Source organism: Pseudomonas fluvialis, from assembly GCF_002234375.1.
GTDB lineage: Bacteria > Pseudomonadota > Gammaproteobacteria > Pseudomonadales > Pseudomonadaceae > Aquipseudomonas > Aquipseudomonas fluvialis.
The window spans coordinates 25,705-48,013 of the sequence record NZ_NMQV01000004.1; the positions used below are offsets into that span (position 1 = coordinate 25,705).

18 protein-coding genes and 2 pseudogenes are annotated in these 22,309 nt (G+C 64.8%); 12 read left to right on the top strand and 8 right to left on the bottom strand.

Going from position 1 to position 22,309, the window contains the following annotated elements; all coding sequences use genetic code 11:
- From ubiH to gcvP, 9 genes are all read left to right on the top strand, one after another.
- Window positions 1–1,185, top strand: a complete 1,185-nt coding sequence (gene ubiH, locus CFY91_RS02900) for a 2-octaprenyl-6-methoxyphenyl hydroxylase (protein ID WP_093984844.1) — start codon at window positions 1–3, stop codon at window positions 1,183–1,185.
- 7 nt (window positions 1,186–1,192) lie between these two features.
- Window positions 1,193–1,675 (top strand): DUF4442 domain-containing protein, encoded by a 483-nt coding sequence (locus CFY91_RS02905; protein ID WP_093984845.1) that lies wholly within the window; start codon window positions 1,193–1,195, stop codon window positions 1,673–1,675.
- A gap of 9 nt (window positions 1,676–1,684) precedes the next feature.
- Window positions 1,685–2,902, top strand: a complete 1,218-nt coding sequence (locus CFY91_RS02910) for a 2-octaprenyl-3-methyl-6-methoxy-1,4-benzoquinol hydroxylase (protein ID WP_093984846.1) — start codon at window positions 1,685–1,687, stop codon at window positions 2,900–2,902.
- A gap of 90 nt (window positions 2,903–2,992) precedes the next feature.
- Window positions 2,993–4,504 carry a YiiX/YebB-like N1pC/P60 family cysteine hydrolase gene (locus CFY91_RS02915; protein WP_093984847.1) on the top strand — a complete coding sequence of 504 codons (1,512 nt, stop codon included), beginning with the start codon at window positions 2,993–2,995 and terminating at the stop codon, window positions 4,502–4,504.
- A gap of 93 nt (window positions 4,505–4,597) precedes the next feature.
- The gene (locus CFY91_RS02920; RefSeq protein ID WP_093984848.1) at window positions 4,598–5,599 is read left to right on the top strand and encodes an extracellular solute-binding protein; all 1,002 of its coding nucleotides are present in this window, start codon (window positions 4,598–4,600) and stop codon (window positions 5,597–5,599) included.
- A gap of 140 nt (window positions 5,600–5,739) precedes the next feature.
- Window positions 5,740–7,347 (top strand): ABC transporter permease, encoded by a 1,608-nt coding sequence (locus tag CFY91_RS02925; RefSeq protein ID WP_093984849.1) that lies wholly within the window; start codon window positions 5,740–5,742, stop codon window positions 7,345–7,347.
- Window positions 7,348–7,431: 84 nt separating this feature from the next.
- On the top strand, window positions 7,432–8,514 hold the full coding sequence (gene gcvT, locus CFY91_RS02930) for a glycine cleavage system aminomethyltransferase GcvT (protein ID WP_093984850.1): 1,083 nt from the start codon (window positions 7,432–7,434) through the stop codon (window positions 8,512–8,514).
- A 53-nt stretch (window positions 8,515–8,567) separates the two neighbouring features.
- Window positions 8,568–8,957, top strand: a complete 390-nt coding sequence (gcvH, locus tag CFY91_RS02935; protein ID WP_093984851.1) for a glycine cleavage system protein GcvH — start codon at window positions 8,568–8,570, stop codon at window positions 8,955–8,957.
- Between the two features lie 62 nt (window positions 8,958–9,019).
- Window positions 9,020–11,893, top strand: a complete 2,874-nt coding sequence (gene gcvP / locus CFY91_RS02940) for an aminomethyl-transferring glycine dehydrogenase (protein ID WP_093984852.1) — start codon at window positions 9,020–9,022, stop codon at window positions 11,891–11,893.
- Between the two features lie 29 nt (window positions 11,894–11,922).
- On the opposite strand, the gene CFY91_RS02945 is transcribed toward gcvP, so the two are convergent.
- The 4 genes from CFY91_RS02945 to CFY91_RS02960 form a co-directional block, all read right to left on the bottom strand.
- Window positions 11,923–12,153, bottom strand: a complete 231-nt coding sequence (locus CFY91_RS02945) for a hypothetical protein (RefSeq protein ID WP_093984853.1) — start codon at window positions 12,151–12,153, stop codon at window positions 11,923–11,925.
- Window positions 12,154–12,181: 28 nt separating this feature from the next.
- Window positions 12,182–12,631, bottom strand: coding sequence for an NfeD family protein (locus CFY91_RS02950; protein ID WP_093984854.1), 450 nt, complete (start codon window positions 12,629–12,631; stop codon window positions 12,182–12,184).
- 2 nt (window positions 12,632–12,633) lie between these two features.
- A complete protein-coding gene (locus tag CFY91_RS02955; protein ID WP_093984855.1) occupies window positions 12,634–13,557 on the bottom strand; it encodes an SPFH domain-containing protein in 924 nt (307 codons plus the stop codon).
- A gap of 82 nt (window positions 13,558–13,639) precedes the next feature.
- A complete protein-coding gene (locus CFY91_RS02960; protein WP_093984856.1) occupies window positions 13,640–15,226 on the bottom strand; it encodes a L,D-transpeptidase family protein in 1,587 nt (528 codons plus the stop codon).
- 127 nt (window positions 15,227–15,353) lie between these two features.
- Here CFY91_RS02960 and CFY91_RS02965 point away from each other — a divergent pair, with 127 nt between their 5' ends.
- Window positions 15,354–16,061, top strand: a complete 708-nt coding sequence (locus tag CFY91_RS02965; protein ID WP_093984857.1) for a murein L,D-transpeptidase catalytic domain family protein — start codon at window positions 15,354–15,356, stop codon at window positions 16,059–16,061.
- Window positions 16,062–16,175: 114 nt separating this feature from the next.
- Window positions 16,176–17,135: pseudogene (locus CFY91_RS02970) on the top strand (transporter substrate-binding domain-containing protein); the annotation flags it as partial.
- Window positions 17,136–17,368: 233 nt separating this feature from the next.
- Here the strand turns inward: CFY91_RS02970 and CFY91_RS16365 are convergent.
- From CFY91_RS16365 to CFY91_RS02990, 4 genes and pseudogenes are all read right to left on the bottom strand, one after another.
- Window positions 17,369–17,929, bottom strand: a pseudogene (locus tag CFY91_RS16365) (7TM-DISM domain-containing protein); the annotation flags it as partial.
- A gap of 8 nt (window positions 17,930–17,937) precedes the next feature.
- A complete protein-coding gene (locus CFY91_RS02980; protein WP_093984860.1) occupies window positions 17,938–18,237 on the bottom strand; it encodes a hypothetical protein in 300 nt (99 codons plus the stop codon).
- A 67-nt stretch (window positions 18,238–18,304) separates the two neighbouring features.
- Window positions 18,305–20,092: a type IV pilus assembly ATPase TfpB gene (gene tfpB / locus CFY91_RS02985; RefSeq protein WP_093984861.1), complete on the bottom strand. Its 1,788-nt coding sequence runs from the start codon at window positions 20,090–20,092 to the stop codon at window positions 18,305–18,307.
- Between the two features lie 32 nt (window positions 20,093–20,124).
- Window positions 20,125–21,483, bottom strand: a complete 1,359-nt coding sequence (locus CFY91_RS02990) for a CYTH domain-containing protein (protein WP_093984862.1) — start codon at window positions 21,481–21,483, stop codon at window positions 20,125–20,127.
- Window positions 21,484–21,598: 115 nt separating this feature from the next.
- Here CFY91_RS02990 and CFY91_RS02995 point away from each other — a divergent pair, with 115 nt between their 5' ends.
- Window positions 21,599–22,276 (top strand): TIGR00153 family protein, encoded by a 678-nt coding sequence (locus tag CFY91_RS02995; RefSeq protein WP_093984863.1) that lies wholly within the window; start codon window positions 21,599–21,601, stop codon window positions 22,274–22,276.
- Window positions 22,277–22,309 lie beyond the last annotated feature (33 nt).

Here is a 22,309-nt window from a genome sequence, read left to right on the forward strand (position 1 = left end):
ATGAGTCGTGTGCAGATCGCCATCGTCGGTGGGGGCCTGGTCGGTGCCAGCCTGGCGCTGGCGTTGCAGCAGGGCGCATTGCAGCGCGGCTGGCAGATCGTGCTGATCGAGCCCTTTGCCCCGGGCAGCGATTACCAGCCGAGCTATGACGCGCGCAGCAGTGCGCTGTCCTACGGCACACGGCAGATCTACGAGCGCCTGGGCCTGTGGCCGCTCATCGCGCCGCGTGCCGAGCCGATCGACAGCATCCATGTTTCCGACCGTGGGCACTTTGCTGCGGCTCGCCTGTGCGCGGCGGATGAGGGCGTGCCGGCGCTGGGCTACGTGGTGGAAAACGCCTGGCTGGGGCACTGCCTGTGGCAGGCGCTCGACAAACGCGTGGTGCAGTGGCGCTGCCCGGCGCAGGTCGAGTCGTTGCAGCCGCTGGCCGATGGTTATGCCCTGCAGCTGGCCGACGGCCAGCGCCTGGAGTGTGATCTGGCGATCCTTGCTGACGGCGGGCGCTCGAACCTGCGCGAGCAGCTGGGTATCGCCGTGCGCGCCACGCCCTACGGGCAGACGGCGCTGATCGCCAATGTCAGCCCGGCCGAGCCACATGCCAACCAGGCATTCGAGCGCTTCACCGATGCCGGGCCGATGGCCTTGCTGCCGCTGTCGGACAACCGCTGCGCGCTGGTCTGGACACGCCCGCATGACGAAGCCTTGCGTCTGCAGCAGCTGGATGAGCGGGCCTTTCTCGGCGAACTGCAGGAGGCCTTCGGTTATCGCCTCGGCGCGTTGCGCCAGGTAGGCAGCCGCCACCTCTACCCGCTGACGCTGATCGAGGCCGAGGAACAGGTGCGTTCCCATCTGGTCTTGCTGGGCAATGCCGCGCACAGCCTGCATCCGATTGCCGGGCAGGGCTACAACCTGTCGCTGCGCGATGTGCTGGCGCTGGCCGACACCCTGCTCGCTGGCGACCCGCAGAACCTGGGAACACTGCCCGTACTGCAGGCCTATGTGCAGGCCCAACGCCTCGATCAGGACATGACGGTGGGCTTTTCCGACCGGGTGACCCGGCTGTTTTCCAATGCCCAGCCGCTGCTGGTCAGTGGGCGTAATCTCGGTTTGCTGGGGCTCGACCTGCTGCCGCCGGCCAAGCGCTGGTTTGCCCGCCAGGCCATGGGCCTGGGCACACGCTATTAGGATGACCATGAACAAGCAACGTCTGGCTCGCAAGGCGCGCTTTCTGCGCTGGGCCATGAACTTCTACCCGCCGTACCTCGGCGCAGGTATCCGCATCCAGTCGCTGGCCGCAGACATGCGCCAGATCAGGGTGCGTATGGGGCTGGGCTGGTACAACCGCAATTACGTCGGCACCCAGTTCGGCGGTTCGTTGTATTCGATGACCGATCCGTTCTTCATGCTGATGATCATGGAGAACCTCGGGCGCGACTACATCGTCTGGGACAAGGCGGCCAACATCGAATTCGTCAGCCCCGGCAAGGGGCCGGTATTTGCTGACTTCCACATTGACGAGCACCTGCTGGAGGAAATTCGCCAGCACACTGCCGCTGGCGACAAGTACCTGCCCAAGTTGCATGTGGAAGTGCGCGATGGCGCCGGTACCCTGGTGGCGCGGGTGCAGAAGACTCTTTATGTGCGGCGCAAGCCGCAGGCGCGGCAGGCCGCGTAAGGACCAAGGATGCAAGCGGATCTGATCATCGTGGGCGCGGGGATGGTGGGCAGCGCCCTGGCCCTGGCGCTCAAGGACAGCGGCCTGAATATCCTGCTCCTGGATGGCGGCTCGATGGCGGTACGTCCGTTCAGCGGCGAAGCGCCTTTCGAGCCACGGGTCAGCGCCCTGTCGATGGCCAGCCAGCGCCTGCTGGAACGTTTGCAGGTCTGGCCGGGCGTGCAGGCCAGGCGGGCCAGCCCTTATGCGCAGATGCAGGTATGGGACGGCTCCGGTACTGGCAGCATCCACTTCTCCGCGGCCAGCGTGCATGCCGAGAGCCTCGGGCATATCGTCGAAAACCGTGTGGTGCAGGATGCCCTGCTGGAAGCCTTGTTCGACAGTGAGGTTGGCCTGTTGCCCAATGCACGCCTTGAACAGTTGCGCCGGGATGGCGATGACTGGCTGTTGCAGCTGGTCGATGGCCGGCAACTGCGTACGCCCTTGCTGGTGGCTGCCGATGGTGCCAATTCCAGCGTGCGGCAGATGGCCGGCTGTGCCACCCGCGAGTGGGACTACCTGCATCACGCCATCGTGACCAGCGTACGCTGCGCCGACGCGCATCAGGCTACGGCCTGGCAACGCTTTACCGATGACGGCCCGCTGGCCTTCCTGCCGTTGCGCCGGGGCGAGGATGAGCGCTGGTGCTCGATCGTCTGGTCGACTGTGCCGGAAGAAGCCCGGCGTCTGATGGCGCTGGACGACCAGGCGTTCCGCCAGGCGTTGGGCAAGGCTTTTGAATGGCGCCTCGGCGAGGTACTGGAGGTCGATCCGCGGCTGTGCATTCCGTTGCGCCAGCGGCATGCCAAGCGCTATATCCAGCCTGGCCTGGCGTTGATCGGTGATGCCGCGCATACCATCCACCCGCTGGCCGGGCAGGGCGTCAACCTAGGCTTTCTGGATGCCGCCACCCTGGCCGAGGTGTTGCTGCATGCGTTGCGCCGTGGCGAACCGCTGGCCAGCGAGAAGACCTTGAGTCGTTTCGAGCGGCGGCGCATGCCGCACAACCTGGCCATGATGGCCGCCATGGAAGGCTTCCAGCGCCTGTTCCAGGCTGACCCGCTGAGCGTGCGCTGGTTGCGCAACAGCGGGCTGAACCTGGTCGATGGCCTGGCCGAAGCCAAGGCGTTGTTCGTGCGCCAGGCACTGGGCCTGAGTGGCGACCTGCCGGAGCTGTCCCGCCCCTGATTGCGCGCTTTATGGTGGCCGCGTGATGTGTTGCCGAATGGGCGTTGCGCTGGCCGGCTAGAATGCCTGCCGATCGACAGGGAGGTGGGTATGCCAGGCAAGCCGGGTGTTTTCGGGTGGATAGTGGTCGGGCTGTGCCTGTGGCTGGGCGCCGGGCTGGCCCATGCGGCGCCACTGGGGCTGTGCCTCGGGCAGCGCGGGCCGGCGCTGGACAGTGCGCCGGCGATGGCTGCCAAGGTCGAGCGTTTTCAACTGCTGGTCGAGGAGAACCTCAGCCTGCGCGCCCGTGCCCTGGTGTTCTTCCGTCAACTGAAAGCCCGCGAGCAGGCCGGCGAGCCGTTGTCCGGCGGCGACCTGCGTCGCCTCAACGAAGGCGCCGCGCAGTTGCTGGCGCAGCGCCAGGCGCTGTTGGCGCTGGCCCGCGAGCATGAGTGCTGGCTGGAGCGCGAGTTGCCCGGCGACGCCGCCCAAGCGCAGGTGCAGGCCAGCGGTATCGGCATGTCGCTGGCGGCGGCGCTGCTGCTCTACGACAACTACCTGACCGTGGTCACGCTGTACAGCAGCAACCTGGAAATCCGTCAGCACCTCAATCGCCGTGACAGTGGCTTCGCCTTGCCGGCCGGCGCGCTCAATCGCATCGAGCGCTCCTTCAATTCGCCGCTCAAGCGTGCCCGCGTGCGGCGCGGCCTGGACTGGCTGGACGCACATGCCGCACAGCTGGCTGTGCTGGACGATGAGCAGCATCGCTACCTACGCGGGCTGATCGAACAGAGCCCGTCGCGGCGGCTGATCGGTCAGTTCCGCCCGGTGGGTTACGTGGGTGGGTTGGTGGACTTCTACAGTGGCTATTCGCTGGACACCCTGAACCTGCTGAAGAACGAAGGCGTCAACTTCTCCAGCCTGCTGTTCGGCAATGCCGTGGGCCTGGTGGAAACGCGCCGCGGCAAGCTATATGACCGGCGGGAGGTGCTGCTGGAGGTGTATGGCAGCCTGCAACCGGGCGACATTCTCCTGGAGAAAACCCCGTTCCGTCTGACCGATGCCTTTATCCCCGGGCATTGGGGACATGTGGCGGTGTGGGTGGGTAATGAGCAGCAGCTACGCGAGCTTGGGCTCTGGGAGCATCCGCTGGTGCGGCGCTACCACAAGGATATCCGCAAGGGCCGTGGCGTGGTCGAGGCCCTGCGCGCCGGGGTGAGCATGAGCAAACTCAAGCACTTCCTGAATGTCGATGACCTGGCGGTGCTGCGCCACGAGCAACTCAGCCCGGCACAGCGCCGTGACGTGGTGTTGCAGACCTTGCGCCAGGTAGGCAAGGCCTACGACTTCAACTTCGATGTGGAAACCACCGACCGTATCGTCTGTTCCGAGCTGGTCTACCACGCCTATGGTGACCTGCGCTGGCCGGTGGCGCGGCACCTCGGCCGAGCCACCATCAGCCCGGATAATGTTGCGGTGCTGGCCACCGGGACCGGTCCCTTCGCGGTCACTCTGCTGTATCACCGTGGCCAGGCGGTGCGCGAGGACCCGCGCCAGCGCATGGCCGAACTGGTCCGAGATGAAGTGGTGCGGCGTGCGCGGGGTGAGCTAGCGCAGCGCTAGGCAGGCGTGACAGCCTGTCGCACAAGTTTTATTGAGAAGGCAAATAGGATTCACTATTATCACCCTCGAATTTTACCTATCGAGGGGACTCCCATGCAGGTTCGCAAGACGCTTCTCGCTGCACTGACACTTTCCGCCCTGGCCGCTCCGGCGTTTGCTGCCGATGAAGTCGTGGTCTACTCCGCGCGGATCGATGAGCTGATCAAGCCGGTGTTTGACGCCTACACCGCGAAGACCGGGGTCAAGGTAAAGTTCATCACCGACAAGGAGGCGCCGTTGCTGGCCCGCCTCAAGGCCGAAGGGCAGAACACCCCGGCTGACCTGCTGATCACCGTGGATGCCGGCAACCTCTGGCAGGCCGAGCAGGAAGGTGTCCTGAAGTCCCTCGCTTCGCCGGTCATCGAAGCCAACATTCCCGCGCAGTACCGTTCCAGCACCGGTGCCTGGACGGGCCTGTCGCTGCGCGCCCGGACCATTTTCTACTCGCCGGAACGCGTCAAGCCGGAAGAACTGTCGACCTACGAAGCGCTGGCCGACAAGTCGTGGGAAGGCCGCCTGTGCCTGCGTACCAGCAAGAAGGTCTACAACCAGTCGCTGACCGCCACGCTGATCGAAACCCATGGCGCGGAAAAGACCGAGCAGATCGTCAAGGGCTGGATCAACAACTTGGCGACTGATGTATTCGCCGACGACACGGCGCTGCTGCAGGCCATCGATGCCGGGCAGTGCGACGTGGGTATTGCCAACACCTATTACTACGGTCGTCTGGCCAAGCAGCAGCCGGGCCTCAAGGTCAAGCCGTTCTGGCCGAACCAGGCTGACCGTGGCGTACACGTCAACCTGTCCGGTGCCGGTGTGACCCTGCATGCGCCGCATGCCGCCGAAGCGCAGAAACTGCTGGAGTGGATGACCAGTGCCGAGGCGCAGAACCTGTTCGCTGATGCCAACCAGGAATACCCGGCCAACCCGGCGATCAAGCCGTCTGCCGAAGTGGCGGCCTGGGGTGAGTTCAAGGCCGATGCCGTAGCCATGGAAGTGGCCGGCAAGCGCCAGGCCGAAGCGACCATGCTGATGGATCGCGCCGGCTGGAAATAAGTCTGCCGGCGGGAGGCCGAATTGTTCCGCTATCCCGCTCGGGCTTGACTTTCCGCAAGCCGTAACAGCCCCTGCTTGCGGTTATACTGCTGCGCCCCGGCCGGTCCGGGGCGTGGTCTTTTCTGCGCCGAGGAGTCTGCGTGGCCCATCCCGTTCAGTACCGCTGGTATCCCATCGTCTGTGCCATTGCGGCCCTGGTGCTGCTGCCGCTGTCGGTGCTGCTGTTGTCCTGGCATGAGGTCGACGCGACGATCTGGGCGCATCTCTGGCAAACCCAGTTGCCACGGTTGATCGGCAATACCCTGGTGCTGGTGCTCGGGGTGGCCGTGGGGGTGACCCTGCTGGGTGTCAGCCTGGCCTGGCTGACCAGCCTTTGTGAGTTTCCCGGGCGGCGCTGGCTGGATTGGGCGCTGATGCTGCCGTTTGCCATTCCCGCCTATGTGCTGGCTTTCGTGTTTGTCGGTCTGCTGGACTTTGCCGGGCCGTTGCAGACGCTGCTGCGCGAGTGGCTGGGCAGTGACCTGCGCCTGCCGCGGGTGCGCTCCACCGGCGGGGTGATCATCGTGCTGGTGCTGGTCTTCTATCCCTATGTATACCTGCTGGCGCGTGGTGCCTTCCTGGCCCAGGGCAAGGGGTTGATGGAAGCGGCACGGGTCCTCGGTCTGTCACCCTGGCAGGCCTTCTGGCGGGTGGCGTTGCCGATGGCGCGCCCGGCCATCGGTGCCGGCCTGGCCCTGGCGATCATGGAGACCCTGGCCGATTTCGGCGCGGTCGCAGTATTCAATTTCGATACCTTCACCACGGCCATCTACAAGACCTGGTACAGCTTCTACAGCCTGTCCAGCGCCACCCAGCTGGCCAGCCTGTTGCTGTTGTTCGTCGCCCTGGTGCTATATGGCGAGAAGCGCGCGCGCGGCCATGTGCGCAGCGCCAACGAGCGGCCACGCAGCAAGGCGCTGTATCGCCTGCGCGGCTGGCGGGCCTGGGCGGCCAGTGCCTGGTGTGGCCTGGTGCTGTTGTGTGCCTTCATTATTCCGCTCCTGCAGTTGCTGGTATGGTTCTGGCAGCGCGGGCGTTTTGACCTGGATGAGCGGTACACGGCGTTGATCCTGCATACCCTGTACTTGGGCGGCATGGCGGCATTGCTCACGGTCACCGTGGCCTTGTTGCTGGTCTTTGCCCTGCGCCTGGCGCCGCGCCGGCCGGTGCGTGCGGCGGTCGGCCTGGCCAACCTGGGCTATGCGTTGCCGGGTTCGCTGCTGGCCGTGTCGATCATGCTGGCCTTCAGCTACCTGGATAACCAGCTGGTCATCCCGCTTTCGCAGTGGCTGGGTGGCGCGGCCAAGCCGCTGTTGTTGGGGAGTGTCGGTGCCCTGTTACTGGCTTATCTGATCCGTTTCATGGCGGTGGCCTTCGGCCCGCTGGAAAACGCCCTGGGGCGTATCCGTCCGTCGCTTCCGGAAGCCTCGCGCAGCCTCGGGGTGGGTAGCTGGCGGCTGTTCCTGCGCGTCTATTTGCCGCTGTTGCTGCCCGGGGTGCTGTCTGCCGCCCTGTTGGTGTTCGTCGATGTGCTCAAGGAGATGCCGGCCACCCTGCTGATGCGCCCATTCGGCTGGGATACCCTGGCTGTGCGGGTATTCGAGATGACCAGCGAGGGCGAATGGGCGCGTGCCGCGCTGCCGGCACTGACCCTGGTGCTGGTTGGCCTGTTGCCGGTGGTGCTACTGATTCGCCGATCCCGTCGCTGAGCGCATCGGTCAGGCGGGATGACCGGGCGGGGGGTTGCGGCTACAATGCGCGCCACCTGAAACCCGGTACTTGCGGAGTCATGCATGGGACAGCGCACACCTCTCTACGACCAACATGTCGCCCTGGGCGCCAAGATGGTCGATTTCGGCGGCTGGGATATGCCGCTGCACTACGGCTCGCAGGTCGAGGAGCACCATCAGGTGCGTCGCGACTGCGGGGTGTTCGATGTCTCGCACATGACCGTGGTGGATGTCTGCGGTGCGCAGGCCAAGGCCTGGCTGCAACACCTGCTGGCCAATGACGTCGAGCGCCTGCAGACGATGGGCAAGGCTCTGTACAGCGCCATGCTCAACCCCGCAGGCGGGGTGATCGATGACCTGATCGTCTACCTGACGCCGCACGGCTATCGCCTGGTGGTGAATGCCGGCACCCGCGATAAGGACCTGGCCTGGATGCAGTCGCAGCTTGGCGACTATGCGGTGGAGCTGCGTGAGCGTGCCGAGCTGGCCATGCTGGCCATTCAGGGCCCGCACGCACGTGCCCGCACCGCCGAGCTGGTCAGCCCGTCGCGCGCCGAACTGATCCACAGCCTCAAGCCTTTCCAGGGCCTGGCCGATGGCGAATGGTTCATCGCACGCACCGGCTACACCGGTGAAGATGGCCTGGAGATCATCCTGCCGGCCAGTGAAGCGGTGGACTTCCTCGGCGAGCTGCTGGGCGCCGGCATCGCCCCGATTGGTCTGGGGGCACGCGATACGCTGCGCCTGGAAGCCGGCATGAACCTGTATGGCCAGGACATGGACGAGCAGGTGTCGCCGCTGGTCGCCAACATGGCCTGGACTATTGCCTGGGAACCGGCCTCGCGTGATTTCATTGGCCGCGAGGCCTTGCAGGCCGAGCGCGCGGCCGGCGTGGCCAGCAAGCTGGTCGGCCTGGTGCTGGAAGAGCGTGGCGTGCTGCGCGCCCACCAGGTGGTGCGTGTCGAAGGCGTGGGCGAGGGGGAGATCACCAGCGGCAGCTTTTCCCCGACCCTGGGCAAGTCGATTGCCCTGGCCCGCGTGCCGTTGGCCACCGGCGAGCGTGCTGAAGTGGAAATCCGTGGTAAGTGGTATCCGGTGCGTGTCGTTCAGCCGAACTTCGTGCGCCATGGCAAAGCGCTGATCTGAATTCCCTTTTTTGCCGGTGGCCAGGCTGCCGGCGCTTTCTTGAGGACACAAGCATGAGCAATATCCCCGCTGATCTGCGTTATGCCGCGAGCCACGAATGGGCGCGCCTGGAAAATGATGGCACGGTGTTCGTGGGTATCTCCGATCATGCCCAGGAAGCCCTGGGCGACGTGGTCTACGTCGAGCTGCCGGAAGTCGGCGCCCAGCTGGCCGCCGGCCAGGAAGCCGGTGTAGTGGAGTCGGTGAAGGCCGCATCGGACATTTACGCACCGCTGGCGGGCGAAGTACTGGCAGTCAATCAGGCGCTGGTCGACAACCCCGAGCTGGTCAATAGCGATCCCTATGGCAGCTGGTTCTTCCAGCTCAAGCCGAGTGATGTCAGCGAGCTGGATGCGTTGCTCGATGCCGATGGCTACCGGGCTGCGGCTGAAGCCGACGCCTGATTCCCTGCTGTGTGCAAAGCCCTGACTTGTCGGGGCTTTGTCTTTTCTTGAGGTCACCCCGCATGTCGCAAAATCCTTCGCTGGCCCAGTTGCAGCAAGCCGATGCCTTCCTGCAGCGCCACCTGGGGCCGGATGCCACCGAGCAGCAGGCCATGCTGCAACGCCTGGGGCTGGACAGCCGTGCCGCCCTGATCGCTCAGACCGTACCGCCCGCCATTCACCTGCAGGCGCCGCTGGCCCTGCCGGCCGCGCTGGACGAGCAGGCCGCACTGGCCAAGCTCAGCGGTTATGCCGCGCAGAATGAGCTGTGGACCAGCCTGATCGGCATGGGCTACCACGGCACCCTGACGCCGACAGTGATTCTGCGCAACGTGCTGGAAAACCCGGGTTGGTATACCGCCTATACCCCGTACCAGCCGGAAATCGCTCAGGGCCGCCTGGAGGCGCTGCTGAATTTCCAGCAACTGAGCATCGACCTTACCGGCCTCGACCTGGCCAGTGCCTCGCTGCTCGATGAAGCCACCGCGGCGGCCGAGGCCATGGCCATGGCCAAGCGCGTGGCCAAGAGCAAGAGCAACCTGTTCTTCGTCGACCAGAACTGCCACCCGCAGACCATTTCCGTGGTGCAGACCCGCGCCGAAGCCTTTGGTTTCGAGGTGGTGGTCGATACGCCGGATAACCTCGGCAACCATCAGGTATTCGGTGGCCTGCTGCAGTACCCGGATACCTACGGCGAGATCCGCGATATCCAGCCGCTGATCGAGCAGCTGCATGCCCAGCAGGCACTGGCCTGCGTCAGCGCCGACATCCTCAGCCTGGTGCTGCTGACGCCGCCCGGCGAGCTGGGCGCCGATGTGGTGTTCGGCTCGGCGCAGCGCTTTGGCGTGCCGATGGGCTATGGCGGCCCGCATGCGGCCTTCTTCGCCTGTCGTGACGAATACAAGCGTGCCCTGCCGGGGCGCATCATTGGTGTGTCCAAGGATGCCCGCGGCAACAACGCCATGCGCCTGGCGCTGCAGACCCGCGAGCAGCACATCCGCCGCGAGAAGGCCAACTCGAACATCTGTACCGCGCAGGTGCTGCTGGCCAATATCGCCAGTTTCTATGCCGTTTACCATGGCCCGCAGGGGCTCAAGCGGATTGCCCAGCGGGTCCACCGGCTGACTGCCATCCTGGCCGCGGGGCTGACCCAGGCTGGTTTGCCGCCGCTTAACCGGCAGTTCTTCGATACCCTGACCGTGGATGTCGGCGCACGCCAGGCGGAGATCCTCGCCCGTGCGCATATCCAGTGCATCAATCTGCGGATCATCGACGAGCGTCGCCTGGGGGTCAGCCTGGACGAAACCTGCGACGCCGACACCCTGGCCAACCTGTTCGACCTGTTCCTCGGCGAAGCGCATGGTCTGCAGGTCGACGTGCTGGATGCCGGCAGCCTGCCCGCCGGCATTCCGGCCACGCTGCAGCGCCAGTCGGCGTTCCTCGAACACCCGGTGTTCAACAGCCATCACAGCGAAACCGAGATGCTGCGTTACCTCAAGCAGCTGGAGAACAAGGACCTGGCGCTCAACCAGGCGATGATTCCGCTGGGTTCCTGCACCATGAAGCTCAACGCGACCAGCGAGATGATTCCGATCACCTGGCCGCAATTCGCCAACCTGCACCCCTTCGTGCCGCGCGAGCAGGCCGAGGGCTACCGCCTGATGATCGACGAGCTGGAAGCCTGGTTGTGCACCATTACCGGCTTCGACGCCATCAGCATGCAGCCCAACTCCGGGGCGCAGGGCGAGTACGCCGGTCTGCTGGCGATTCGCAAATACCATGAGAGCCGTGGCGAGGGGCATCGCAACATTTGCCTGATCCCGGCCTCGGCACATGGCACCAACCCGGCATCGGCACAGATGGCCAGCATGCGTGTGGTGGTGGTCAACTGCGACGAGCAGGGCAACGTCGACTTTGCCGACCTGCAGGCCAAGGCCGCGCAAGCCGGTGAGCAGCTGTCCTGCCTGATGATCACCTATCCCTCCACCCACGGGGTCTACGAGGAGGGCATCCGCGAGATCTGCGCGCTGATCCACAGCCATGGCGGCCAGGTGTACATGGACGGCGCCAACCTCAACGCCCAGGTTGGCCTGGCGCGTCCGGCCGATATCGGCGCGGATGTGTCGCACATGAACCTGCACAAGACCTTCTGCATTCCACATGGCGGGGGTGGTCCGGGCATGGGGCCGATTGGCGTCAAGGCGCACCTGGCGCCCTTTGTCGCCAATCACCCGGTGGTGCCGCTGCACGGGCCCAATCCGGGCAATGGTGCGGTGAGTGCGGCACCCTGGGGCAGTGCGAGCATCCTGCCGATCAGCTGGATGTATATCGCCATGATGGGGCCACAGCTGCGTGATGCCACCGAAGTGGCGATCCTCAACGCCAACTACCTGGCGACCGCGCTGGGCGAGGCCTATCCGGTGCTCTACAGCGGTCGTAATGGCCGCGTGGCGCATGAGTGCATCCTCGATCTGCGGCCGCTCAAGGCGGAGACCGGAATCAGCGAGGAGGACGTGGCCAAGCGTCTCATGGACTATGGCTTCCATGCGCCGACCATGAGCTTCCCGGTGCCTGGCACGCTGATGATCGAGCCCACCGAGAGCGAGTCCAAGCACGAGCTGGATCGTTTCATCGAAGCCATGCTGTGCATCCGCGAAGAGATCGCCAAGGTGGCGCGTGGCGAGTGGCCGGCGGACAACAACCCGCTCAAGCACGCACCGCATACCCTGGCCGATGTCACGGCAGCCTGGGATCGTCCCTACAGCATCGCCGAGGCGGTGACGCCCAGCGCGCATACCCGCGCGCACAAGTACTGGCCGGCGGTGAACCGTGTCGACAACGTCTACGGCGACCGTAACCTGTTCTGTGCCTGTGTGCCGATGGACGCCTACCAGTAATCAGGCCTGTCGTCTCAGCCAACAGTTGCTCAGTCAGCCGGCTTGAGTTGCAGGCGGGGCAGCAGGAGCAGTAGAAACAGGTTCATCAGTAGGTAGATCACGCTTTGCAGGGTGCTGAGCAGGCGCATCAGCGGCTCAGGCAGCAATTCGTAGAAGGAAAAACCGCTGAGGGTGCGCAGGGCATCGTCGCCCAGCCAGAACAGGTTGAAGGCAATGGCGGCGATGAAGATGGCGCGCAGCAGAGGGATGGGGTCGTGCATGGTGGCTCCTTGCCAAGAGAGTGAGAGGTCAGCAGGCTTCGACGTGCAGGATCACGCCTTGCTGGCTGACCACGCGTACCGTTGCACCGGCTGGCAGGTCGTTCCCGGCCACCAGCCAGAGGCTATCGCCGGCTTTGATCTTGCCATGCCCGGCGACTATCGCCTCATGCAGGGTGAAGGTGCGTCCGAGCAGTTCGCTGCCGCGCTGGTTAAGCCCGGGCTGGTCACTGCTGCGGGCCTGGCTGCTGCGCTGGCGCCGCCACCAGACGATGGCGGTGCACAACGAAAACAGCGCGAACAGAATGTATTGCGCCGCCCAGGGCAGTTCGGGAAACAGGTAGCCGAGCAGGCCAACGCCGGCTGCGGCAATGCCCATCCACAGCAGGTAGCCACCGGTGCCGAACACTTCGAGGATCAGGAGCAGGGTGCCGAAGGCCAGCCAGTCCCAGAATGTCAGGTTCTGCAAGTACTCAAGCATGCTTACTGACCTTCCCGCGCGTTGAAGGTGGCCTTGACGATCTCACCGATACCGCCGACTGCGCCAATCACCTGGCTGGCCTCCAGCGGCATCAGCACGACCTTGCTGTTGTTGGCGCTGGCCAGCTTGCCCAGGGCGTCCACGTATTTCTGCGCGACGAAATAGTTGACTGCCTGCACATTGCCTCGGGCAATCGCCTCGGACACCATGCGCGTAGCCTCGGCTTCCGCCTGCGCGGCGCGCTCGCGGGCCTCGGCTTCGAGGAAGGCTGCCTGGCGCTCACCCTCGGCCTTGAGAATCTGCGCCTGCTTCTCGCCCTCGGCGGTGAGAATTTCCGCGGCGCGCTTGCCCTCGGCTTCGAGGATCTGCGCGCGCTTGAGTCGTTCAGCCTTCATCTGGCTGGCCATGGCTTCGACCAGATCGGCGGGCGGGCTGATGTCCTTGATCTCGATGCGGGTGATCTTGATGCCCCAGGGGGCGGTGGCTTCGTCCACGGTCTTGAGCAGGCGCTCGTTGATCGCGTCGCGCTGGCTGAGCATGGCGTCCAGCTCCATGGAGCCGAGTACGGTGCGGATATTGGTCATCACCAGGTTGCGGATGGCGTGTTCGAGGTTGTTGACCTCATAGGCGGCCTGCGCGGCATTGATCACCTGATAGAAGCACACCGCATCGATCTGCACGATGGCATTGTCGGCGCTGATCACTTCCTGGGGCGGGACATCCAGCACGGTTTCCATGACGTTGAGTTTGCGGCCGATACGATCCATCACCGGGATGATGATGTTCAGTCCGGGACGCAGGGTGTGCGTGTAGCGACCGAAGCGTTCGACTGTCCACTGGTCGCCCTGCGGGACGACCTTGAACCCCATGAAAATGATGGCGATGGCAAGCCCGACGAAGAGAAAAACGACACTGGCAAGCTCCATGGCAACACTCCTTGTGACTAGTTGATAGGCAGTCTAGCGCGGCGCGCATGCTGGCACTGGGCCTGCTTCGCCGCGTCCTCGATCAGTGGGCCTGGCGCAGGCGGGCCGATAGCTGGGCATCGCGTGCGTAGATGTCCTTGCGCAGGATCAGCCGCCCTTGTTCATCCACCGCTGCCGTCCAGTAGGCCATGAGGATAGTGACCGGCTGGCGCAGGTTGTACTGGCTGGTCTTGCCGCTGTCCAGGCGTGCAGCCAGTGGCGCGCGCTCCGCTTCGTCAAGCAGCAGCGGGAGCAACTGCAGGATGCCTTCGACCCGCACGCAGCCGGAGCTGAACGCGCGTGGTGATTTCTCGAACAGGCGCTGACTGGGGGTGTCGTGCAGGTATACGGAGAACGGGTTGGGGAAGCGGATGGCCAGTTTTCCCAGTGGGTTCCGCGGCCCGGCGGCCTGGCGCAGGATGATCGGTCCGGGACGTTGCCAGTCGATGAAGTAGGGCTCCAGCAGGTTGCCCTGCTGGTCGAGTACCTGCAGGTCGTTGCGCGCGAGGAATTCGATGTCGCGGCGAATTTCCGGCAGCTTGTCTTCGCGCAGGATGGTCGGCGGGACGGTCCAGGTCGGATTGAGGGTCAGGCGGTTGACCCGTGATTTGAGCTGCGGGGTCTGGCGTACGGCGCGGCCGACCTGGGTACGCCCCTGCCATTGCAGTTGGCCACCCTGGTAGTAGCTGAGCAGGCCGCCGGCGATGTCCACCAGCAGCAGGTCAGGCTCCATCTCGGCGCTCAGCCAGCGCCAGCGTTCAAGGTTGGCGCGCAGCTGCTCAAGGCGCGCGGCGAACGGCTGGTTGAGGGCCGCCAGGGTGTCGGCGCCGATGATGGCGTCGTCCTGCAGGCCATGCAGTTGCTGGAACTGGCGTACGGCGCTGGCCACGCTTTCGCTGTACAAGGTCGCGCTGGGCGTATCGGCGGGCAGGTAGCCGTCGGCCTGCAGACGCTGGATCAGGATAGGGATGCGCGGGTCGTGCATGCCCGGCTTGAGCAGGCGTCCGGCCTCGATGAGCGGCCACTCTGCGGGGCTCTGTTGGCGCAGGCTGGCATAGGCGCGGCGCAGTTGCAGATAGTGCGACTGGCTGGGGCGGGCGGCCGCAAAGGCGTTGGCTACCTTGTCCAGGCCTTGCCAGGCAATGCTCAGCAGGCTGGGACGTGTGCTGGCAGGAAGGCTTTCCGCGCGCCACAGGCTCTCGCGCTGCTCAAGCGGCAGGCGCCCCTGGTAAAGGTGTTGGAGTGCCAGCAGGTAACTGTGGCTGGCCAGCAGCTCGGCGCACGCCTCGGCCTGGCTGTCCGCCTGGCGCTGTAGTTGCGCTTGCAGCAGGGAAAGCTGGTAGGGGGTAAGATCGAGGCCGTCGTCAGCCAGTTGCTGCAGTTCATGCAGCAGATCCAGGCGACGGCCCGCGTCTTGCCAGAGCGGGACAAATTGTCGCTGGGCATAGAACTCGTGAAGCAGGCCGGGAGCCTGCAGGGCCACAGCCGGCAGCGCCGCAGTACAAGCCGTGGCGTGGCCGGAAAAGGCCTCGCGCAGGGCATCCTGGGTAGCCTGTTGATTGGCCAGCAGGGATACTGGAAGCAGTAAACCGACCAGTAGCCCTAGGCAGGCTGCATGTTTTTTGTACAATCGCTCGCTCCAATCCGTGGCACAGTGACGGGCCTGCTGGTGCAGGGCCGCGCTGCCATGAAGTATAAGCAAGTAGACCAACAAGACAGGATGTCACGGCGCGTCTTTTTTCTGGGGCTCTCCACGCATGATCCGTTTGTTCGGCCAATTCATCGGCTGTCTGGCCCTGTCCGGCCTGTTGTGGCTGCCTGCACAGGCTGCCAGCAATGTGCGGCAGGCGGCCTCGCCGCTATTCAACGAGCTGTCGCGTGCGGCACCGGGGCTGGATCGCGAAGTCCTGCGGCATGCCCTGGCGGCCATGCAGTGTGCGGTGAACAATGGCCAGCCGGCGGCGCAGCGCTTGGCCGTCATCGATTATTCCCGTCCTTCTACCGAGCGTCGCCTGTGGCTCTTCGACCTGCAGCGCAAGCGCGTCCTGTTGCGCGATTACGTGGCGCATGGCCGGCGTTCCGGGGAGAACTACGCGACGCAGTTTTCCAATAGCCTGGGTAGCTATCAGACCAGCCTGGGCCTGTTCCGTACCGCCGAAAGCTATCACGGCAAGCATGGCTATTCGTTGCGTATGGATGGTTTGCAACCGGGGGTCAACGACCGTGCCCGCGAACGGGCCATCGTCATTCACGGGGCGCCTTACGTCGATCCGCGCCTGGCGCAAAGCCAGGGGCGCATTGGGCGCAGCCTGGGCTGTCCGGCGGTGCGCCCGGAAGTGGCGCGCATGGTGGTCGACAAGCTCAAGGGCGGGCAATTCCTGTTTGCCTGGCATCCGCGTCAGGCCTGGGCACGCAACGCGGCCTACTTCAACTGCAAGCCCCAGCAGCTGGCCGGCTTACGCTGAGTTGCCGGCGCGGCGCGCGCGTGCTGGCTGCGGGTGCGTAGCGGGCAGGCGACAAGCCGCCCGCCGACTGGCTAGACTCTGCCATGACCGACCTTTTCCTGCCGCAGGTGTCCGTTGCGTCTCCTTGTCCTTTCTCTGCTTTTGCTCAGCCTGCCGCTGAGTGCTGCGTTGCCACTGACTGAGGCGCAGCGCGACTATCTGCGCCGCAATCCAGAAGTCAGCCTGTGTGTCGACCCGGATTGGCAGCCGTTCGAGATCATCGATGCGCGTGGTGAGCATCAGGGGATTGCTGCCGACCTGCTGCGCCTGGTCGCCGAGCGCGCCGGCTTGCGGCTGCGGATTCTGCCCACGGCCGACTGGGAGGCTTCGCTGGCGGCCTCGCGGGCTGGGCGCTGCCAGTTGCTCAGTTTTCTCAACCAGACAGCGGAGCGTGATGCCTGGTTGCTATTCACTGAGCCCTTGTTCAACGACGTCAATGTGTTGATCAGTCGCGAGGAGTATCCGCCGGTGCGTGATCTTGCGGCGCTGGTTGGCGCACGGGTGGCTTTGCCCAGCGGTACCTCGATCGAGGAGCGCCTGCGTCGCCAGTACCCAGGGTTGCAGATTGTCCATACGCAGAACGAGGCGCAGGCGCTGTCACTGGTCAATCAGCGTGAAGCCGAACTGACCATGCGTTCACTGACCGTGGCCGCCTATACCATCAAGCAGGAAGGCTGGTTCAACCTGAAGATTGCCGGCCAGGTAGAAGGTTTCGATAACCTCTTCCGTATCGGCGTGCTGCGCAGCGAGCCGCTGTTGCGTGATCTGCTCAACCTGGCGATTGCCAGCCTGACGCCGGCCGAGGTCAATGCCATCGTCAATCGCCATGTGCCCATCCGTATCGAGTCGCCAACCAATTATCGGCTGGCCGCGCAGGTGACACTGGTATTTGCCCTGGTGTTGCTCAGCAACCTGTTCTGGATTCGTCGCTTGCGGCGACTCAATCGCCGTTTGCAACACAAGTCCAGCACCGATGTGCTGACCGGCCTGGCCAATCGCAGCGAGCTCAATCGCCGTTCGCAGATATGTTTCGAGCATGGCGCTGGCTGTCCTGCCACAGTTGCTGGCCCTGTTCGAGAAAGGCACGGCGATTGAGCAGCCCGGTCAGCGGGTCCTGGCGGGCCAGGCTTTCTGCCTGGCGACGGGCTTGCTGATGCTGGCGCATCTGGTAGGCCAGGGCCAGGGCCAGCAGGCTGGCTTCGAGCAGAATGCCCAGGTCGACGGCCCGATAGGTCAGTGGGTTGAAGGGGATTACCCCCCCACACGGCCAGGTCGGTCAGTGCCGTGCCGAGCATGCCGCACAGCGTCGCGGCGAGGAAATAACGTGCGGCAACGCGACCATGATGCAGGCTGAGCCAGCCTGCGGCGACCATCAGCAGGGTGTACAGCAGTACGCTGGCGAAGGCTAGGTGATTGGCCAGGGCGTGCCAGTCGGCCAGTACGCAAAGGATCAGCAGCAGCACGGCCAGGCGGCTGCCATGACGCAGAGCCTGGTCGAGGCGCGGTGCGTGGCTGGCCAGGTCGAGAAAGTGCCGGGCAAAGCGCAAGCCGGTCCAGGCCAGGGCCATCATCAGCAGTAGGGTGGAGTAGCGCTTGAGGTACAGCGAATCCGGCCACAGCCAGGCTCCGGCATGGCCGGTGTAGGACAGGTTGAGGAGAATGAACGTGGCCAGGTACAGCGAGTAGTAGAGGTTGCTGGTTTCGCGCAGGCCGGCATACAACATCAGGTTATAGGCGATCAGTGCCAGCAGAAAGCCGTACAGGGCGCCATAGCTGTACTGGCTGAGCTGTTGTGCCAGGTCGACCTGTTGGCTGTCGAGCAGGCGCATCGGCAGGATCAACGCATCAGCGGTAGCGACGCGCAGGTACAGCGCGCTATCGGGGGAATCTGCACATCGAGCAGGAACCCCATGCCTGGGCTGGCCTGTTGGCTACGCTGTAGTTGACCGCTGGCCTGCGCCTGGCTGAGTGTCTGCAGATCCTTGCCGCTGGCGGGTCCCAGGTACAGCTGGCGCCCCAGATAACCGCTATTTGCCTGACTGACGTCCACGCGTGCTTCGGCCGGGCCGGCCACCAGGCAGACCAGCAGGCAGGCCAGCTTGGCCAGCCGGCGGTGAAGGGGGCATGCAACGAACATGGCGACCTGGCAAACGGGAAGGTGCCTTGCAGTCTAGTCGCTGCCTGGCACATGGCCAGCAGCCTACTCAGCGCTGCTCGCTTTGCGGGGTGACGCGCAGCACTTCCTCGATGGTGGTCTGTCCGGCGGCGATCTTCTGTGCGCCGGACAGGCGCAGACTGCGCATGCCTTCCTTGAACGCCTGGCGGCGCAAGGCGCTGATATCGGTGTCGGGCTGGATCAGCTGCTTCATGCTGTCCGACAACAGCATGATTTCGTAGACCCCGGCGCGCCCTCGGTAGCCGGTATCGCGGCACTCCAGGCAACCGACAGCGCGTTGCGCGCTGCTCGGCAGCGGTGCGCTCCACGGCCGGGTGAGTGCCTGCCAGTCTTCAGCATCCAGTTCCTGCGGGGCCTTGCAGTGCGGGCACAGGGTGCGCACCAGACGCTGCGCCATGACGCCGAGCAGCGTGGCCTTGAGCAGGTAGTAGGGCACGCCCAGCTCCAGCAGGCGGCTAATTGCGCTGGGCGCGTCATTGGTGTGCAGGGTCGACAGCACCAGGTGGCCGGTGAGTGCCGCCTGGATGGCCATTTCCGCGGTTTCCAGGTCGCGGATCTCGCCGACCATGATGATGTCCGGGTCCTGGCGCATCAGCGCGCGCACGCCGCTGGCGAAGCTCAGGTCGATATTGTGCTGTACCTGCATCTGGTTGAAGGCCGGCTCGATCATCTCGATGGGGTCTTCGATGGTGCAGACATTCACTTCGTCGGTGGCCAGTTGCTTGAGCGTGGTGTACAGGGTGGTGGTCTTGCCCGAGCCGGTGGGGCCGGTAACCAGGATGATGCCGTTGGGCTGGCTGGTCATGCTCTGCCAGCGGCGCAAGTCGTCAGCGGAAAAGCCCAGCTGGTCGAAGCCCTTGAGCAGCACTTCGGGGTCGAAGATACGCATCACCAGCTTCTCGCCGAAGGCGGTGGGCAGGGTCGACAGGCGCAGCTCCACCTCGCCACCGTCCGGGGTCTTGGTCTTGATGCGGCCGTCCTGCGGCTTGCGTTTTTCCGCGACGTTCATGCGCCCGAGGGTTTTCAGGCGGCTGACCATGGCCATGGTGACCTGCGGCGGGAACTGGTAGACGTTGTGCAGCACGCCGTCGATGCGAAAGCGTACGTTGCCCTGCTCGCGGCGCGGCTCGATGTGAATGTCGCTGGCGCGCTGCTGGTAGGCGTACTGGAACAGCCAGTCGACGATATTGACGATATGCGCGTCGTTGGCATCCGGCTCCTGATCGCTGGCGCCGAGGCTGAGCAGCTGCTCGAAGTTGCCGATGCCGGTGATTTTCTGTTCGTTGCTGCTGGCCCCGCTGACCGAGCGTGCCAGGCGGTAGAACTCGTTGGTAAATCGCTGGATGTCCGCAGGATTGGCCACTACCCGGTGGATCGGTCGCTTGTGGATATGCGCCAGGTTGGCTTCCCAGCTGCTGACGAAGGGTTGTGCGCTGGCAATGCTGATCTGTTCGCTGTCCACCGCTACGGCGAGGATTTTGTGGCGTTGCGCGAAGGCATGCGACATGAGTGCCGTGGTGGCGGCGACGTCGATCTTTAGCGGGTCGATGCGCAGGTAGGGCTGGCCGGCCAGTTCGGCCAGCCACAGAGTCAGTCCTTCCAGTTCCAGGCGGCGGCCGGGGTGGGCCAGGTCGTCCAGCTGTTGCGCGGCGATGAATTCCAGCGGGTGCTGGGCACTGGCGGCACTGCTGGCGCGGCGCAGGTTCAGGCACTGCTCGGCATTGGCCGGGCTGAGCCGGCCCTGCTCGACCAGCAGGCGCAGCAGGTCGTTGAGGTCGAGCCAGCGGTCGGGCGCGGTGGGTGCGAGGTTGGACATGCGAACTCCTTGTGCCGGTGCGCCGCGCCAGCTTAGCGGATCAGTTGCTTCCAGGCCTTGAGGCCGGCCACAGTCTGCGCCTGCAGGCGACGTTGCTCGTTGTCGGCGTTCGATTGGGCGGCCAGTTGTTGCAGCTTGTGCAGCTCGCCATACAGGCGGTCGCTCTCCTCCAGGGGCAGCGTGCCGCGTGCCAGACGCAGCCAGGCACATAGGCGGTCGAGGCGGGGCAGTTGTTCGGCCAGTGCAGCCGGTTCGTGCAGGTAGCGTGGCAGGCGCAGTTCGCCGGCTTCTTCGCTCAACAGGCGGGGCAGCCAGCTGGCCAGGGCGGCCTGGCCCTGGCGGGTACCGCGGGCCGTGCGGTTGACGGTCCAGGCGCGCAGCCACAGCCATTGCGAGAGCTGCAGGGAGAGCAGGCCCCAGCGGGTGTTCTGCAGCTCTGCGGCGAACTGCGCCACCGCCTGTTGGCGTACCTGTTCATCTTCGCCGCCGGCCTGCAGGCGTGGCCGCCAGTCGGCGAGCAGGGCATCCAGGCCTTCGCGCAGCATGCGGCTGCTGCTGCGGGGGGCGGCTTGGCCCAGGCTGGCGAGCAGGGCGCGCAGGTCGATCAGTTGTTGCAGCCAATGCTGCAGCTGGCGCCAGTGGCCGCTATGCCGGTACTGCTCGGCCAGCCGCTGACTGCTGCCCAGCAGGTGCCAGGCCAGCTCGGCAAAGGCCTGGTCAAGGCTGCACTCGGCGCTCAGGCTGGGCAGTGTGGGTAGGTTGTCGTAGCTGTCCGCGTCGAACAGGCGGTAGCCGCGTTCGGCCTTGCTGATATCACAGGGCATCAGCGGCAGGCTGGCCGCCAGCTCCACGGCCAGCTCGAGAAGGGCGGCGGGTTCACCCTGGCGCAGTTCCAGTTCCAGCTCGCTGATGGCCTCGCTCTGGCTGCCGGCGATCACCTGGCCCTGGTCAAGGGCGGCCTCGATGACCACCCGCGTCTTGCCGCGACCCCAGGCGATTTCCGCCTTCTCGCGGACGAAGTCGGTGCGGAAGATTGGCTGCAGCTGGCGTTTGTCCAGGTTGGCCAGGCTGGCCGGCCAGCAGCTGTCGTCGAGCAGCGTCAGATCGAGCTGCGCGCTGCCCAGCATCCAGTCCCATTCGTTGCGTTCGGATAGCCCGGCCACGCTGTTGCCACGGCTTTTCAGGGTCTGGATCAACTGTTCGCCATCACGCCGTACGCGCAGCGCTACGCGGGCGTGCGCCAGGTCGCGGGCGGCGGTGTCGTAGTACTGGTTGAACAGTTCGACCCGTTGCCAGCCGGACTTGTTGCGTTTTTTCAGCAGCGGATGATCACGTAGCGTCTGCAGGGTGGCCTGGCTGGCGCGCAGTTTGATTTCGGTTTCTTTGCCCATGATGGTCGAGGTCTTGCCTGCAAATAAAGTGTTAACGTCAGGTTACAGCCTGCTGGCGAGGCCTGGGGGCGAGCTTTATACTTGCGCCCTTCTCAATAGCGGGGCTTGCCCTCTTATGCCAATCAATCCCTTTGTCAGCCTGTTCGGTCGCTCGCCCATCGGGCCGATGCAGCGCCATATCGCCACGGCGCACGAATGTGCCGCCAACCTGGTGCCCTTCTTCGAGGCGGTGATGGCCGCTGACTGGGCCAAGGTCGAACAGGTGCAGCAGGAAATGGCGCGCCTGGAACACGAGGCCGACAAGCTGAAGAAAAGCGTGCGTCTGCACCTGCCCAAGAGCCTGTTCCTGCCCGTGCCGCGCTCGGACTTGCTGGAGCTGCTGAGTGTACAGGACAAAGTTGCCAACCGCGCCAAGGACATTGCCGGGCTGATGCTCGGCCGGCAGATGCATATTCCGCATAGCCTGCAGCCGCAGATGCTGGCCTATGTGAAACGTGCCGTGGATGCCAGCGCGCAGGCGCTGAAGGCCATGAACGAGCTGGATGAGCTGCTGGAGACCGGTTTTGGCGGTCGTGAAGCGACCCTGGTGGAGTCCATGGTCGAGGAGCTGGAAGCTATCGAGCGGGATACCGACCGCATGCAGATCGAGGTGCGTCGTGCCCTCTATGCGCTGGAAAAGGAACTGCCTCCGGTCGACGTGATGTTTCTCTACAAGATCATCGACTGGGTCGGTGATGTGGCCGATCGCGCCGAGCGCGTCGGCAACCGATTGGAACAGTTGCTGGCGCGCTAAGCGCCAGTGTTCTTTCTGGCTATTACGGATTTA

Excerpts from the sequence above, each read along its gene's own strand:
- CFY91_RS02980 (WP_093984860.1), bottom strand. The coding sequence starts at position 18,237 with ATGTTCGTTGCATGCCCCCTTCACCGCCGGCTGGCCAAGCTGGCCTGC.
- gcvH (WP_093984851.1), top strand. The coding sequence starts at position 8,568 with ATGAGCAATATCCCCGCTGATCTGCGTTATGCCGCGAGCCACGAATGG.
- tfpB (WP_093984861.1), bottom strand. The coding sequence starts at position 20,092 with ATGTCCAACCTCGCACCCACCGCGCCCGACCGCTGGCTCGACCTCAAC.
- gcvT (WP_093984850.1), top strand. The coding sequence starts at position 7,432 with ATGGGACAGCGCACACCTCTCTACGACCAACATGTCGCCCTGGGCGCC.
- CFY91_RS02910 (WP_093984846.1), top strand. The coding sequence starts at position 1,685 with ATGCAAGCGGATCTGATCATCGTGGGCGCGGGGATGGTGGGCAGCGCC.
- CFY91_RS02920 (WP_093984848.1), top strand. The coding sequence starts at position 4,598 with ATGCAGGTTCGCAAGACGCTTCTCGCTGCACTGACACTTTCCGCCCTG.
- gcvP (WP_093984852.1), top strand. The coding sequence starts at position 9,020 with ATGTCGCAAAATCCTTCGCTGGCCCAGTTGCAGCAAGCCGATGCCTTC.
- CFY91_RS02990 (WP_093984862.1), bottom strand. The coding sequence starts at position 21,483 with ATGGGCAAAGAAACCGAAATCAAACTGCGCGCCAGCCAGGCCACCCTG.
- ubiH (WP_093984844.1), top strand. The coding sequence starts at position 1 with ATGAGTCGTGTGCAGATCGCCATCGTCGGTGGGGGCCTGGTCGGTGCC.
- CFY91_RS02995 (WP_093984863.1), top strand. The coding sequence starts at position 21,599 with ATGCCAATCAATCCCTTTGTCAGCCTGTTCGGTCGCTCGCCCATCGGG.
- CFY91_RS02950 (WP_093984854.1), bottom strand. The coding sequence starts at position 12,631 with ATGCTTGAGTACTTGCAGAACCTGACATTCTGGGACTGGCTGGCCTTC.
- CFY91_RS02915 (WP_093984847.1), top strand. The coding sequence starts at position 2,993 with ATGCCAGGCAAGCCGGGTGTTTTCGGGTGGATAGTGGTCGGGCTGTGC.
- CFY91_RS02955 (WP_093984855.1), bottom strand. The coding sequence starts at position 13,557 with ATGGAGCTTGCCAGTGTCGTTTTTCTCTTCGTCGGGCTTGCCATCGCC.
- CFY91_RS02965 (WP_093984857.1), top strand. The coding sequence starts at position 15,354 with ATGATCCGTTTGTTCGGCCAATTCATCGGCTGTCTGGCCCTGTCCGGC.
- CFY91_RS02905 (WP_093984845.1), top strand. The coding sequence starts at position 1,193 with ATGAACAAGCAACGTCTGGCTCGCAAGGCGCGCTTTCTGCGCTGGGCC.
- CFY91_RS02945 (WP_093984853.1), bottom strand. The coding sequence starts at position 12,153 with ATGCACGACCCCATCCCTCTGCTGCGCGCCATCTTCATCGCCGCCATT.